This window comes from Aeromonas sp. 97A, assembly GCF_051919185.1.
In the GTDB taxonomy this organism is placed as follows: domain Bacteria; phylum Pseudomonadota; class Gammaproteobacteria; order Enterobacterales; family Aeromonadaceae; genus Aeromonas; species Aeromonas veronii.
On the sequence record NZ_JBQBFF010000001.1, the window covers coordinates 3,384,090 to 3,397,842 of the forward strand.

General features: G+C 54.3%; 14 protein-coding genes. 4 read left to right on the forward strand and 10 right to left on the reverse strand.

Annotated features, from left to right (window positions below; all coding sequences use genetic code 11):
* Nucleotides 1-79: 79 nt before the first annotated feature.
* From argF to arcA, 3 genes are all read right to left on the reverse strand, one after another.
* Nucleotides 80-1,084 (reverse strand): ornithine carbamoyltransferase, encoded by a 1,005-nt coding sequence (gene argF / locus ACTG27_RS15340; protein WP_005339721.1) that lies wholly within the window; start codon nt 1,082-1,084, stop codon nt 80-82.
* Nucleotides 1,085-1,163: 79 nt separating this feature from the next.
* Nucleotides 1,164-2,090 carry a carbamate kinase gene (gene arcC, locus ACTG27_RS15345; protein WP_005339719.1) on the reverse strand — a complete coding sequence of 309 codons (927 nt, stop codon included), beginning with the start codon at nt 2,088-2,090 and terminating at the stop codon, nt 1,164-1,166.
* Nucleotides 2,091-2,152: 62 nt separating this feature from the next.
* Complete coding sequence (arcA, locus tag ACTG27_RS15350; protein ID WP_005339718.1) at nt 2,153-3,373, reverse strand: arginine deiminase; 1,221 nt, start codon at nt 3,371-3,373, stop codon at nt 2,153-2,155.
* A 747-nt stretch (nt 3,374-4,120) separates the two neighbouring features.
* Here arcA and ACTG27_RS15355 point away from each other — a divergent pair.
* The 3 genes from ACTG27_RS15355 to ACTG27_RS15365 all read left to right on the forward strand — a co-directional run bounded on the left by ACTG27_RS15355 (nt 4,121) and on the right by ACTG27_RS15365 (nt 5,409).
* Nucleotides 4,121-4,297 (forward strand): hypothetical protein, encoded by a 177-nt coding sequence (locus tag ACTG27_RS15355; RefSeq protein WP_162838750.1) that lies wholly within the window; start codon nt 4,121-4,123, stop codon nt 4,295-4,297.
* A 97-nt stretch (nt 4,298-4,394) separates the two neighbouring features.
* Complete coding sequence (locus ACTG27_RS15360; RefSeq protein WP_005339716.1) at nt 4,395-5,042, forward strand: AAA family ATPase; 648 nt, start codon at nt 4,395-4,397, stop codon at nt 5,040-5,042.
* A gap of 1 nt (nt 5,043) precedes the next feature.
* A complete protein-coding gene (locus tag ACTG27_RS15365; protein WP_139405392.1) occupies nt 5,044-5,409 on the forward strand; it encodes a CopG family transcriptional regulator in 366 nt (121 codons plus the stop codon).
* A 723-nt stretch (nt 5,410-6,132) separates the two neighbouring features.
* On the opposite strand, the gene hemN is transcribed toward ACTG27_RS15365, so the two are convergent.
* The 4 genes from hemN to ACTG27_RS15385 all read right to left on the reverse strand — a co-directional run bounded on the left by hemN (nt 6,133) and on the right by ACTG27_RS15385 (nt 10,031).
* A complete protein-coding gene (hemN, locus tag ACTG27_RS15370; RefSeq protein ID WP_439979919.1) occupies nt 6,133-7,506 on the reverse strand; it encodes an oxygen-independent coproporphyrinogen III oxidase in 1,374 nt (457 codons plus the stop codon).
* A gap of 31 nt (nt 7,507-7,537) precedes the next feature.
* Nucleotides 7,538-7,978 (reverse strand): DUF2489 domain-containing protein, encoded by a 441-nt coding sequence (locus ACTG27_RS15375; RefSeq protein WP_005339712.1) that lies wholly within the window; start codon nt 7,976-7,978, stop codon nt 7,538-7,540.
* A gap of 11 nt (nt 7,979-7,989) precedes the next feature.
* A complete protein-coding gene (gene yihI, locus ACTG27_RS15380) occupies nt 7,990-8,577 on the reverse strand; it encodes a Der GTPase-activating protein YihI (protein ID WP_047438995.1) in 588 nt (195 codons plus the stop codon).
* An 836-nt stretch (nt 8,578-9,413) separates the two neighbouring features.
* Nucleotides 9,414-10,031, reverse strand: a complete 618-nt coding sequence (locus ACTG27_RS15385; RefSeq protein WP_201976677.1) for a c-type cytochrome — start codon at nt 10,029-10,031, stop codon at nt 9,414-9,416.
* Between the two features lie 142 nt (nt 10,032-10,173).
* On the opposite strand from ACTG27_RS15385, the gene yihA reads away from it, so the two are divergent.
* Nucleotides 10,174-10,830 carry a ribosome biogenesis GTP-binding protein YihA/YsxC gene (yihA, locus tag ACTG27_RS15390; RefSeq protein WP_026034975.1) on the forward strand — a complete coding sequence of 219 codons (657 nt, stop codon included), beginning with the start codon at nt 10,174-10,176 and terminating at the stop codon, nt 10,828-10,830.
* A 775-nt stretch (nt 10,831-11,605) separates the two neighbouring features.
* Here the strand turns inward: yihA and ACTG27_RS15395 are convergent.
* From ACTG27_RS15395 to hemF, 3 genes are all read right to left on the reverse strand, one after another.
* Nucleotides 11,606-11,866 (reverse strand): DUF1488 domain-containing protein, encoded by a 261-nt coding sequence (locus ACTG27_RS15395; RefSeq protein WP_019445781.1) that lies wholly within the window; start codon nt 11,864-11,866, stop codon nt 11,606-11,608.
* Nucleotides 11,863-12,684, reverse strand: a complete 822-nt coding sequence (gene aroE, locus ACTG27_RS15400) for a shikimate dehydrogenase (RefSeq protein WP_439979920.1) — start codon at nt 12,682-12,684, stop codon at nt 11,863-11,865. Before aroE ends, ACTG27_RS15395 begins: the two co-directional genes overlap by 4 nt.
* A 103-nt stretch (nt 12,685-12,787) precedes the next feature.
* Complete coding sequence (gene hemF, locus ACTG27_RS15405) at nt 12,788-13,696, reverse strand: oxygen-dependent coproporphyrinogen oxidase (protein ID WP_439979921.1); 909 nt, start codon at nt 13,694-13,696, stop codon at nt 12,788-12,790.
* Nucleotides 13,697-13,753 lie beyond the last annotated feature (57 nt).

Below are 13,753 nucleotides of genomic sequence, written 5' to 3' on the forward strand. Positions count from 1 at the left end.
GTTGTAGGGTTAGAGGTATTATGCCGCTGTCACATGGTCGAAAAGCCGGGGGTCGCCCCCCGGCACCACTACTGCGACCTTAGTCGCCCAGCGTAGCAACCATCACTGCCTTGATGGTGTGCATCCGGTTTTCGGCCTCGTCGAACACGATGCTGTGCTCGGATTCGAACACGTCCTCGGTCACTTCCAGGCCTTTCATGCCATATTTGTCAGCCACTTCCTTGCCCATGGTGGTCTCGTCGTTGTGGAACGCCGGCAGGCAGTGCATGAACTTCACATCCGGGTTCTTGGTGGCGTTGATGACATCCATGTTGACCTGATACGGAGTCATCAGTTTGACGCGCTGATCCCAGGCTTCTTTCGCTTCACCCATGGATACCCAGACGTCGGTGTAGAGGAAGTCCGCACCCAGCACACCCTCTTTCACATCTTCGGTCAGGGTGATGCGTGCGCCGGTCTCTTCGGCGATCAGGCGGCACTTGGCAACCAGCTCTTCTTCCGGCCAGAAGGCTTTCGGCGCAACCAGACGGATGTCCATGCCCATTTTGGCGGCGCCGACCATCAGGGAGTTACCCATGTTGTTGCGGGCATCACCCAGGTAGGCGAACTTGATTTGATCCAGACGCTTGCCCTTGCCGTGCTCCAGCATGGTCATGAAGTCGGCCAGGATCTGGGTCGGGTGGAATTCGTTGGTCAGGCCGTTCCAGACCGGGACACCGGCGTAGGCGCCCAGCTCTTCCACGATCTCCTGACCGTAGCCGCGGTATTCGATACCGTCATACATGCGACCCAGTACACGGGCGGTGTCCTTCATGGACTCCTTGTGACCGATTTGGGAACCGCTTGGGCCAAGGTAGGAGACTTGCGCGCCCTGGTCGAAGGCCGCCACTTCAAATGCACAACGGGTACGGGTGGAGGTCTTCTCGAAAATCAGGGCGATGTTTTTACCGACCAGATGCTTGCGCTCGTAGCCACCGTATTTGGCTTTCTTCAGGTCGATGGCCAGGTCGATCATGTATTGGATTTCGCGCGGGGTGAAGTCCAGCAGTTTCAGGAAGTTACGGTTACGCAGATTAAAAGCCATGATGAGTTCTCTCTATATTTGTTTCAGACCAATTCGGGCAGTAGTGTTGACTACGCATTCTCAGTACAGATATCGGTAATTACGCATGTACGGTGCGGGTGGCGACGATATTGGTGCCGGCTTCACCCTTGAGGATGGCAAGACCATCTTCCAGCGAGCCGATGCCAACCATGCCGCCGGTCGCTTTGACAAATTCACAGGAGGCTTCGACTTTCGGCCCCATGGAACCTGCATCGAACTTGACCCCGGCCAGCTCGTCCGGGCTGGTGACCCGCAGCGGACGCTGGGTCGGTTTGCCCCAATCCAGATAGACGGCATCGGCATCGGTCAGGATCAGCAGGGCGTCGGCCTTGATCTGCTTGGCCAGATAGGCGGCAGACATGTCCTTGTCGATGACGGCTTCGATACCAGTCAGGCTCTGGCCATCCCAAGTCACAGGGATGCCGCCACCACCGGTACAGATGATGAGGTGGCCCTGGGCAATCAGGGTTTCGATGGCATCGCCTTCAACGATGCGCTGGGGCAGCGGGGACGGCACTACGCGGCGGAAGAACTTGCCGTCAGCCTTGACCACCCAGTGCTTCTCTTCTGCCAGGGTGCGGGCTTCAGCCTCTTCGTAGACGGGGCCGATAAATTTGGTCGGGTTGGCGAATGCCGGATCCTTGGGATCAACCTGCACCTGAGTCAGCAGCGCGGTGACGTTGCGGCTCGGCATCAGGTTTTTCAGCTCCTGGATCAGCATGTAGCCGATCATGCCTTGGGACTCGGCACCCAGCACATCCAGCGGATAGGGGGATACCTTGGTGTAGGCGCTGTTTTGCAGGGCCAGCAGGCCGACTTGCGGGCCGTTGCCATGCACCAGCACCACGTTGTACTCCTGAGCGATCAGGGCGATGGTCTTGGCGGCAGTTGCAATATTCTTGCGCTGGATATCCGCTTCCAGTGGCTCACCACGACGGAGCAGTGCATTGCCACCCAGAGCGACGACGACAGTTGGTTTTTTCATAGTGGTTAATCTCGAGTTTGGTTCTGTGTGGCGCCAGCTTCTGCCGGCGCCACGCCGTCTCATCAGATGCTGTCGCGTTCCATCGGGCAGCTCATGCAGCGGGCGCCGCCGCGGCCACGGCCCAGTTCATCACCCGGGATGGAGAGAACTGTGATACCGGCCTTGTCATATTTCTCGTTGGTGTAGGTATTGCGCTCGTAACCCACCACCACGCCGGGACGCACGGTCAACACGTTGTTGGCGTCGTTCCACTGCTCGCGTTCGGCTTCGAAGCTGTCACCGCCAGTGGTGATGATCTTCAGCTGATCCACGCCCAGTGCTTTCTCGATAGCAGTGACGAAGTAACCCTCTTCCTTGATGTTCATGCCGGTGGCGCCGCCCGGAGTCAGGCTCCAGCACTGCACATCCTTACGGATCACTTCCGGATAGACGGAGAAGGTGTCGATATCCATGTGGGTCATCACGGTATCCAGGTGCATGCAGCTGCGGTGTTTCGGCAGCTCCATGGCGATGACCTGCTTGGCCTGACCGTGTTTGAACAGGCTGCGAGCCAGATGCTCGACACCTTGCGGGGTGGTGCGCTCGGACATGCCGATCAGCACGGCGCCGCGGCCGATAACCAGTACGTCGCCACCCTCGATGGTGGAGTTGTCGTAGTCACGCTCCTCGTCACCGAAGTACTTGATGAAGTCCTGACCGGCAAACATCGGGTGCCAGCGGTAGATGGCCTTCACATGGTTGGTTTCGCGGCGACGAGCCGGCTTGGCCATCGGGTTGATGGAGACGCCACCATAAACCCAGCAGGAGGTGTCACGGGTAAAGAGGTGGTTGGGCAGCGGCTCGATGATGAAATCGGTCGGAGCGTGCATGCCCACTACCATGTTGACACCGCTGTAGGGCATCTCGGAGTAGGTCAGGCCGCCGGAGAGAATGCGGGCCAGTTCGCGGTGCGGCATGTCAGCCAGGAAGCAGCGCACGTCGTTGGCAAAAGAAGAGCCGAGGCGATAGTCGGAGACCTGATGTTGCAGCAGCCAGGTTTTGGCTTCCGGCACATCCAGGGTTTCCGCCAGCAGATTGGTCAGCAGGAAAACTTCGACATTCTGATCGCGCAGTACCTGAGCGAATTTGTCGTGCTCCTGACCGGCGCGTTCAACAGACAGGACGTCATCGAACAGCAGATCCTGGCAGTTGGAAGGAGTCAGACGCTTCAGACTGAGGTTGGGGCGGTGCAACATGACACGGCGCAATTGGCCAACTTCAGAACCTACATAAAATTTGCTCATGATTATATTCCGTCTAGCAGTGGTCCCTGCGAGTGATTGAATAGATTCCTTCTATTCATGCTCGTGGCTAAGGCGGGATATTCTTTATGTAGGGTAATCAGCTTATGTTCTATCCTGCCCTTGCCTTTCGAGACCGAGGTTAGCCCTGCGAATCACGACAAACTTAGACATTGATCACATTCACTCAGAACTGAATATATTCACCATCCATTCTATGACACCGGTAGCAAATTGCGCATTTTCCACACAAAGCGCACCGAATAACCATGCAAAACCACCCCGCTATATTTCAAGTTGATTCATTTTTTATTCATGCCAGTTCACTGGAGCGATTAAATGCAAATAACAAAAACCGTTAAAAATCATTACCATAAGTAACTTTACAAATATAATTTGAATATTATTCCCTAGGTATTGAATACATCGCCGTGACGGGATGAACACGTGAGAAATAAATACTCACATCGACCACATTCACTGCATAAATCTTTTCTTGTTCCAGATCATGGCATTGATGCCAACCCCATCAGGCTCGGCCCCATAAGTCACCACCTCTTTGTGCGGTTCAACTTAATATGCACAAAGTCCGCATCAAGGTGGGCAACCATCCTCGTCGGTCACCACAACGCCTTTTGATACTTTTTTCATTAATTGAATTTATTCGTCTCACCTTGCACTGGCGCCAACCTCGACTTAACTCAGAAAGTGATCCAGATCACACAGGAATGGCACTACCAAGGAGTTGTTATGAAGATGAAACCCATGCTGTTGCTCGCGACTTTGCTGCTCTCTGCGCTCCCCACCCTCAGTCAGGCTGAAGGAGCCCCTGCCATGCCCATGGTGGTATGCCATGTCGACAAGGCCCCCCAGATGCTGGTGCCTGACTATATCTGCCGCTGGCAGGGAGGCAGTGTTCATTACTAGTCGAAACAACGAGAGGAGCATCACTCCTCTCGCCTTGTGATGAGACTGGCCCCTCCTATACTGAAATCAGCGGTTTTCTCATGGATAGGGGAACGTCATGATCTTGTTGGTCGGTGGAGAGAAGGGGGGGAGTGGCAAGAGCTGCCTGGCACAAAATCTGGCGGTCTACCTCAGATCCCAATTTCAGGGGGAGGTGTTACTGGTCGACTGCGACCCACAGCGCACCACCTCTGACTGGATTCAGGAGCGCAATGACAACCCGGAGCTACCACAAATCAACTGCGTGCAGCTCTATGGCAATATTCGCAACGACCTGCTCAGCCTGAAAAACCGCTACGACTACGTCATCGTCGATTGCGGCGGGCAAGACAACCGGGCTCTGCGCTCCACCATGGCTGTCGCCACCCACGCCCTGATCCCCTTGCGCCCGAAACGCCGCGACCTCAAGACCCTGCCCCACATGGAAGATCTCATCACCACCTGCAAGATGGTCAACCCGACCCTAAATGCAGCCGTAGTGCTGACCCAGTGCCCCGCCCTGCCCAATCAGGTAAAACGCATTCTGGAAGCGAAAGAGGTTTGCTCCTCGTTCGGTGTCGACGTCCTGAACGCCATCACCTATGGCCGCAACGTCTATGACGACAGCGAAGAGAAGGGACTGTCGGTGATGGAGATCGAGCCGGATGGCAAATCCGCCGAAGAGATCCGGGCCATCGCCAAAGAGTTCCTGCAAGTGGGGGTGTGAGATGGGTCTGGCCGATCTGAAGAAAAAGCACCAGTTGCATCACCAGAAGAAGTTCACCGTCGACGAATTTATCGAAGATGCGGAGTTCTACGCCAAGGGCAAACCCAAGGTGGTCAGCCTTGAACTGGGCCTGCACCGTGACGAGGCGTTGTCGGCGTTGGCCTTTATCGAGAGTGGCGAGCACCTGAAGCCCAGCTACAAAAAGGCCACCTTCTCCATGAGCACGGTGGCCATCGACGAGCTGGGTAATCTGACCCAGCAAGATGGAATGAACAAGTCCCTGTTGCTGCGCCTTTTTACCCATTACTTCTCTTCGCTGACTCCTGAAGAGCGCCAGACCATCTATGAGCGGCTCAACCAGCGCTAATAATTTCTCCATTCAACCGCTCTTTGTGTGCCTCGCCAACTCACCCCGAATGACCATCATCAGACTGCGACATCTGTTTCTGAAGCAACCAAAACGCCGTGTAAGAGATCTGCCATTCCATATGTAAGCCAACAGCCGAAAAGATCCCCGAGATAATCGGAAGATAAGATCTTAAAACATGAAGACGATAAACTTAACTATCTGTTTATAAATGAATAAATCGAAACTCATCACTTTCGAAACAGCTAATGACAAAAACGTTTTCCAATCTGGCGTTGTAGCCGGTTAGAAAATCCTTATAGTTACTCATGCACGGACGCAATGAAGTCGGTCAGGAAGATTGGCTGCCAGGGTTGGGCAAATGGACTCACCACAGGATGTGGTAAAGGACACCTCCCAGGACGGAGAAAGTGCGACGGGACAGGATGACTCGTCAGGCCAAGATGGCTAAAGGACACCCCAAAGGATTGGGAAGGGGAAACCTAAAGGAAGAGGTAAACAGTCAGGGATTGCAGGGAGCAACTTCGTTCAAGGATCTGAGCGATACGACTACCGGGGGCGACGCAAGTCGCCCCCATCTTTTTATCTGCGTTTCACAGCCCTATCGCTTGCCTCAGCCCACGGCCTTCTTGCCAGAACCTTCCCGACCCGCTGCCTAAGCAAAATACATATGAAAGGGCGCCACTATGGCACCCTTTTCTGTTTTCTAATCGGCAAACAAGCTTATATCACGCGAGAGAACTGCTGCTGACGCGCCTTGTTGCGCAGGTACACGTCGAAGCACATGCAGATATTGCGGATCAGCAGCTGCCCCGTGGAGGAGACCTCCAGGCCATCCTCCGTCATACGCACCAATCCATCGTTGATGAAGGTCTGCAGCAGCTTGAGATCGTCGGCAAAATACTCTCTGAAATTGAGACCGTGCGCCTGCTCGACAGACGCAAAGTTCAGACGGAAATCACAGATAAGCCGCTTGATCACCTCACGGCGGATCAGGTCATCCTGATTGAGCGAGCAGCCTTTCCACTGGGCATGACCCAGCTCTGCAACCTGTGCGTAATAGGCCTTGAGCTCTTTCTGGTTCTGGGAGTAGGCATCACCGATCATGCTGATGGAGGAGACCCCCAGCCCCAGCAGATCGCAATCACCTTGAGTGGTATAGCCCTGGAAGTTGCGGTGCAGCTTACCCTCGCGCTGCGCGACCGCCAGTTCGTCATCGGGTTTGGCAAAATGGTCCATGCCGATGAACTGGTAACCCTGACCGGTGAGGAAGGCGATGGTGTCCTGCAGCATGGCCAGTTTCTCCTGCGGCGCAGGCATATCCACCTCTTTCAACTTGCGCTGGGCGGCAAAGCGGCTCGGCAGATGGGCATAGTTGAAGATGGAGAGGCGCGCCGGATCCGTTTTGAGCACCTCTTCCAGCGTATGGTGGAAGCTGGCACGATCCTGATGCGGCAGGCCATAGATAAGGTCGAGGTTGGTCGAGCGGAAACCCAGTTCTCTGGCCCGTTCCAACATGGCTTTAATAAAGTCGTTGTCCTGCTCGCGGTTGACTGCGACCTGTACATCCTTGTTGAAGTCCTGCACCCCAAGGCTGATGCGGTTGAAGCCGACATCTCGCAACACATCCAGCATGGTAATGGCAATCTCGCGCGGATCGACCTCGATGCTGAACTCCCCCTCTTCGGCGAAATGGAAGTGCTCACGCAGCATGGCCATCAGGCGGCGCGTTTGCGCTTCATCCAGATAGGTGGGTGTACCGCCACCCCAGTGCAGCTGGGTGACCATACGGTGCTTGAAGAGCGGGGCTTGCGCCTTGATCTCCTGCTCCAGATAGTCGAGGTACTCGTCAGCCTTGTGCTGATGGCGGGTAATGACCTTGTTGCAGCCGCAGTAGTAGCAGAGCTTGTGACAGAAAGGGATGTGCACGTAGAGCGACAGATTGCGCTTGGGATACTGGCCGGCAGCGCGGACAAAATCCGGATAGCCGAAGCTCTCGTTGAACTCCAGCGCAGTGGGATAAGAGGTGTATCGCGGGCCACTGTAGTTATATTTTTCGATCAGGGCCTGATCCCACACAATCTGTTCTGCTTGCACGCTCGCTTCCTCTCTTGTTGTTATTGTTGGCTCACCGACCTAACTGAAAATCCTTCAGCTGGGCCACATCCTTGAGGATCTGAGCCTCCAGCTCGGCCTCGTAGCCGCTTCGTTCGAGATCCATCTTCATCACTTCATTGCGCTTGAGGGCACGTCTGGCCTCATGAGTCGGCATATCTTTCACCTTCTCATACAGCCCGTACAGACCCGGGAACTCGGCAACGAATGCTCGCCCCCCCTTGATCTGCAACGCATCCAGCAGATTGGTCAGCCGAATGGCGCCTTCGGAGTAATCGCACTGCCCCTCCTGCACCGCATGAGCAATGACCCGCACGCTCTCCAGAATTCGTTCATTGCGAGCGGTAATCGCCTGCCACTGCATCGCTTGCTGTCGTCTCAGCCTGGCCAGCAGCATGCCTGCATAGATGGCCAATCCTGACAAAATCAGGCCGCCCAACAGGGCGGCCAGCATCCATCCACTCATCACTTTTTCTTCGGCTCAGGCTTGGGTTCCGGCTTGAAATCGACCTGGTTGAAACGGTCCCACAACTCCTCTTCGGAGGCCGGTTTCTGCTCGTCGAACTCGGCGTCATCGCCATCATCAAACGGCAGCTCATCATCTTCATCATCGTCGTTGTCGATGATGCCCAGCTCATCCATCAGCTCCTGATAACGGTCGACACGCTGATCAACCCAGGCCTGCTCGGCCGCTTCCAGGGTTTCACCGGCATCAAGACGATCCAGCAGATCATTCAAGCGGTCATCGTTTTCGATGGAAGCCAGCTCCTGCTCGGGGGTCATCACCAGCTTCTTCTCTTTCACCGCCTTGGGTGCTGCCGGCTTCTTCTGTTTGTCATCAACTACCAGTACTACCGGCTTGCGGGAACCAATACGCGGATCTTTGGACTGGCTGTTGCCAGACTTGCTCTTCGGCTGTTCAACTTGCTGACGAGAACCAGCCTTCAGGCCCTTGCGCTTGGCAGCCCGTTTACGCTCACGGCCTTCCTGAGCACTGACATCAGATTCTTTGCGCTTGCCAGTAGGCTTGCGAGTGGGTTGTTTGGCAGACATGAATGGCTAACTCCGAAAATAACTGGTTTGACCCGTACCCGGGATGATCTCACCCGGTGGGATACGATGCGAGGAACAGTAAGGCTGGAACAAGAGCAGGATCCCGCACCAATCCGGCCAAATCAGGCCACTGAACACCGCAGGATCGGTATCCTCTGGGCATGTTGCTGCTATTTTGACACAGAATGGCTAATCGGGTTAATGACCCAAAAGAAAAAAGGCAGCCGAAGCTGCCTTGATATGTTCATGCGTGCGCCATCCTGAATGGCAAAACAATCTGTTTCGTCCTCTTCGTGACAACTTGTCGCCGCATCATATCGTTGTGTGGTCATCCTGACCTTATATTGGTCATTCCTGAATATGCGTGTGCTTGTTTGACCCGTCTCGACCGCATCCTGCCATCGTGCCGGGGAGTCTGCATCCCGCAACCCCATCCCGCTCCGGAGATGGTCACCATCCTGATCCTTCAATCCTTTGCCAGCTCATCCGAGCCCATGGCATCCCGCCACGCCAGCCATCCTCTGCTCACAACACCCTGTCGTGAAACCGCCACCCAATCCGTGGGTGAATCCATTAAGCCTACTGTACCAACTCTATAAAGCGGCTCAATCCACTCAAAACATTCTCAACATGTCGAAAAATATCAATATTTATATAATCTGTTGATAAATAATGATTATTTAATATTTTATGCAATTTTATGAGCCTTGGCCTGCCTTGAGAATGGGAGATCTCTTACAGAACGGGGGGATTAAACCGAGAATTATCTGAAAGCCATAAAAATAACGGGGAGCCCAGGCTCCCCGTTTCAACTAAAATCGACCGTATCGACTATATCAGTGCAGACCCGCCACATATTTGGAGAGGGCTTCGATATCCTGATCAGTCAGTTTCTTGGCAACGTCCCGCATCATGCCATTCGGATCGTTGTCACGCGTGCCGGCACGGAATGCGGTGAGCTGAGCCTTGATATAGGCAGGATGCTGGCCGGACAGGTTTGGATACTTCGCCTGTTCGACACCCGAGCCACGGGGACCATGGCAAGCCGTACAAGCTGCCAGACCGCGACTCATGTCACCACCCATATAGAGTGCCTTGCCCACTTCGACCACGTCGTCAGGGACAGCGATAGGGGTAACCTTCAGGCTGGAGAAATAAGCCGCCAGGTCATCCATGTCCTGTTCCGACAAAGGTAACGCCATCGGCCCCATCACTGGCGCAACCCGGCCAATTTGACCAGAAGCGGCAGCCTTCAGTTCAACTAACTGTTTTTTGATATATGATGCGTGCTGACCAGCAATTTTGGGGTACATATCAACCAGGCTGTTTCCGTCCGGTCCATGACAAGCCGCACAAACGGCAGCCTTGGTCTGTCCCGCAGCGGCATCGCCCTTGGCTTGTGCCATCCCCGTTACGCCAACCATCAGAGCAAGAGTAATGACTAGGTTCTTCATGGCGTTCCAACTTTTCGTTATTAGGCTTCCAGATCCCATGCCGCTGAAGGCATGTTAAAATAAACGCGTTTAAGCGACGCTATTTTACACCATTTTACAAAAAAGTAACTCTATAACCCTCTATCTCAATGGGGAATTTACGTTGGATACACAAACTCTGAATTTCAATAAGGTGCATTTTGTGACCAGCGCACCCGACATCCGTCACCTGCCAAATGATGGGGGTGTCGAGATCGCGTTTGCCGGCCGTTCCAACGCCGGTAAGTCATCTGCATTGAACACCTTAACCAAACACAAGAACCTGGCGCGCACCAGTAAGACACCCGGTCGTACCCAGCTGATCAACCTGTTTGAGCTGGAACCGGGCAAGCGTCTGGTCGACTTGCCGGGTTATGGTTATGCGCAAGTTCCGCTGGAAATGAAGCTCAAGTGGCAAAAGTCACTGGCAGAGTATCTGCAGCGCCGTGAGTCATTGAAAGGTCTGGTGATCCTGATGGACATCCGCCACCCGCTCAAAGATACCGACATGAACATGCTGGAGTGGAGCTCGCACCGTCAGTTGCCCGTCATGCTGCTGCTGACCAAGGCTGACAAACTGAGCCCCGGCCCGCGCAACAACCAGGTGATCAAGGTGCGCCAGGCCGTTGCCAACCTCGGTTCCCAGATCCAGGTCGAAGCGTTCTCCTCCCTCACCAATATCGGTGTGGAGAAGCTGGCGCAAACCCTGACCGAATGGTACGTCAGTGGTGACGATACCGACCTGCTGGACGCTGACGAACAGCAACCTGCCGAGGAGTAATCTACTCCTCGCTCTCCTTGCAATTGGCGGAGCACTCCTCCGCTGATTGAAAGGGTTTCAGATTGCCGCTTTCACCTGCCTCACAACAAACACCCTGCATTCGCCTCCCCTGCTATATCCATTACCGCTTACAGTTCATATAGATGGCAGTTAATTTACACAAGGAATTAACCTCTAAAGACGTTGAGAGCGTTTTCAAATTCGTTCTTTCAAAACGAACCAGAATTACAAAAAGAGACAAAAATGAAATTTAATTACAAGATCTAACCGAAAGGGACAAAAATGAGGCCGGACGACAGTGATGCCATCCAGCCTGAAATAATAAGTTCAAAAAATTGGGAAGAAGCTGAATCTTGAGTACCAGACGACAGGTATTCCTCAAGAAGCAGCCTCATTCTATCAAATGCATCGCCAATTTAAAGCATTTACTCTAAATGATGCGCATAAAAAAACACCCCGACGAGAACCTCATCGGGGCAGCTATTCAGCCACATTCAATTACGTGAAATAAAAGGTCTGAAAGATAGAACATCTTACCTCTGTACCCTACGCAGACAACTGTACAGCAAAGCAGCAGAAAGTGAAAGTAATTTATGTAATTTAGTTTCACAACTTACAGATTAAGAAAAAATCTTTTATTTTCATGTAGATAAAAAAATCCCCAGTACGAATACCGGGGAGTTATAAAGGTGACTAGCTAGCACTTCCTCAACTATCTAGTTAGTCAGCGCCATTTCAAAGTAGTTCCGCTACAAAACAAAAAAACTTTGAAAAATCAGAGATAGATAGCGCCATCTTCAGCAAACTCTTGTTCTTCAATGAGTTTTTCAGCCATATCTTCAATATCAAAACGTACACTTTCGAAGGCTCTAACGATGTCATCCTCTCTCGTCAGCGCCAGACCGGTCATTCTCTCCAGCCGCCGCTGACTGATGTAACAATCTATCAGCGCCCCCATCTGCTGGGCAGGAAAACGCACCCGCTGTTCGTCAGCCTGCCACTCCATCAGATCAGGAAACAGAATACCCTGGTTCATATCACCCCCAAGTTACGCTTTAACTCTCTCAATACCTGTTTAGTCCCGGGACGAATTCCGCGCCACACGGTAAACGCTTCGGCAGCCTGCTCCACCAGCATGCCGAGTCCATCCATGGTTTGACGGGCCCCATGCTGTTTGGCCCAACAGATAAACGCCGTATCCGAGGCGCCATACATCATGTCGTAGATGGCAATATCAGTGTGGATCAGGGCAGGGGCCAACGGCGGCAGCTCTCCTTGCAGGCTGGCTGAAGTCGAATTGATGACGAGATCGAACGGACCAGCCAACTGCTCATAGGTCTGGGCAGTCACAGGCCCCAGATCGTGGAATTCGGCAGCCAACTGTTGCGCTTTTGTGTGGGTACGGTTGGCGATCACCAGCTCGCTCGGCAACTCAGCCAGCAGCGGCGCCAATGCACCACGAGCCGCGCCACCGGCCCCCAGCAGCAGGATCCGGCTATCCGCCAGCGTCACACCATGGGACTTGAGATCGGCGACCAATCCGGCGCCATCGGTATTATCCCCCAGCAACACGCCATCATCGGTCAGCTTGATGGTATTGACCGCGCCCGCCCGCTTGGCCCTTGGGCTCAACCGATCAACCAGCGCGAATGCCTGCTCCTTGAACGGCACAGTGACGTTACAGCCCTTGCCCCCTTGGTCAAAGAAGGTGCACAGGGCTTGGGCAAACTCGTCGACGGCGGGTTCAGCCAGCCCATACTCCAGCTCTTGCTGGGTTTGTCTGGCAAACAGGGTGTGAATGAAGGGGGACTTGCTGTGGCGCACCGGGTGGCCAAAAACCAGATAACGATCCATCAAAGAGTTCCATCAGAGGGCAATATTCCGATTTAACGGGTTTTCGCACTCGGGAACAAGCCGAATAACGGCCAGTAAAAAGGGACCATCATGGTCCCTCTGGTCACAGCCACTCTCGCGGCGTTAGGTAATCGGTGTAGAGCAAGGCTTCAGGAGTGCCCGCCTCCGGCTGCCAGTCATACTCCCAACGTGCCAGCGGTGGCATCGACATCAGGATCGACTCGGTACGTCCGCCGGTCTGCAGCCCGAACAGGGTGCCACGGTCATACACCAGATTGAACTCCACATAACGGCCGCGACGATAGAGCTGGAACTCCCGCTCCCGCTCGCCATAGGGCAGCGCCTTGCGTCGTTCGATGATCGGCAGGTAAGCATCAAGATATCCCCGACCTACCGCCTGCATAAAGGCAAAGCCGTCGGCAAAAGGCCAGCGATTCAGATCGTCGAAGAAGAGGCCGCCCACCCCTCGCGTCTCGTTGCGATGCTTGAGGAAGAAGTAGCGATCGCACCAGGATTTGAACTCGGGGTAGATCTCATCACCAAAGGGCTGGCAGAGATCATGGGAGACCTGATGCCAGTGCTGCACATCCTCGGCAAACGGGTAGAAGGGCGTCAAATCGAAGCCACCGCCAAACCACCAAATGGGCTCTTCACCCTCTTTCTCGGCGATGAAGAAACGGACGTTGGCGTGGCTGGTCGGCACATAGGGGTTGTGCGGATGGATCACCAGCGACACGCCCATCGCCTCGAACTTGCGACCGGCCAACTCGGGCCGATGGGCTGTAGCAGAGGCAGGCATGGCATCGCCATAGACATGGGAGAAGTTGACGCCCCCCTGCTCGATCACCGCGCCGTGGCGCAGCACACGGGTGCGACCACCGCCACCGCCTTCACGGCTCCAGGTATCTTCCACAAAGTGTCCACTGCCGTCGGCCTGCTCCAGACCACGGCAGATCTCGTCCTGCAACTGCAACAGGAAGGCCTTGACCTGGGCCACATCCGGTTTGCTCATCTTGTCTCCAGTCAGGCAGGATCGTGAACGCCCTGTCCATTTTTATAGTTAAATCAA

What these genes read in the sequence shown, in the direction of transcription:
- argF (WP_005339721.1), bottom strand. Translation starts at nt 1,084, where the DNA reads ATGGCTTTTAATCTGCGTAACCGTAACTTCCTGAAACTGCTGGACTTC.
- arcC (WP_005339719.1), bottom strand. Translation starts at nt 2,090, where the DNA reads ATGAAAAAACCAACTGTCGTCGTCGCTCTGGGTGGCAATGCACTGCTC.
- arcA (WP_005339718.1), bottom strand. Translation starts at nt 3,373, where the DNA reads ATGAGCAAATTTTATGTAGGTTCTGAAGTTGGCCAATTGCGCCGTGTC.
- ACTG27_RS15355 (WP_162838750.1), top strand. Translation starts at nt 4,121, where the DNA reads ATGAAGATGAAACCCATGCTGTTGCTCGCGACTTTGCTGCTCTCTGCG.
- ACTG27_RS15360 (WP_005339716.1), top strand. Translation starts at nt 4,395, where the DNA reads ATGATCTTGTTGGTCGGTGGAGAGAAGGGGGGGAGTGGCAAGAGCTGC.
- ACTG27_RS15365 (WP_139405392.1), top strand. Translation starts at nt 5,044, where the DNA reads ATGGGTCTGGCCGATCTGAAGAAAAAGCACCAGTTGCATCACCAGAAG.
- ACTG27_RS15375 (WP_005339712.1), bottom strand. Translation starts at nt 7,978, where the DNA reads ATGCTGGCCGCCCTGTTGGGCGGCCTGATTTTGTCAGGATTGGCCATC.
- yihI (WP_047438995.1), bottom strand. Translation starts at nt 8,577, where the DNA reads ATGTCTGCCAAACAACCCACTCGCAAGCCTACTGGCAAGCGCAAAGAA.
- ACTG27_RS15385 (WP_201976677.1), bottom strand. Translation starts at nt 10,031, where the DNA reads ATGAAGAACCTAGTCATTACTCTTGCTCTGATGGTTGGCGTAACGGGG.
- ACTG27_RS15395 (WP_019445781.1), bottom strand. Translation starts at nt 11,866, where the DNA reads ATGAACCAGGGTATTCTGTTTCCTGATCTGATGGAGTGGCAGGCTGAC.
- aroE (WP_439979920.1), bottom strand. Translation starts at nt 12,684, where the DNA reads ATGGATCGTTATCTGGTTTTTGGCCACCCGGTGCGCCACAGCAAGTCC.
- hemF (WP_439979921.1), bottom strand. Translation starts at nt 13,696, where the DNA reads ATGAGCAAACCGGATGTGGCCCAGGTCAAGGCCTTCCTGTTGCAGTTG.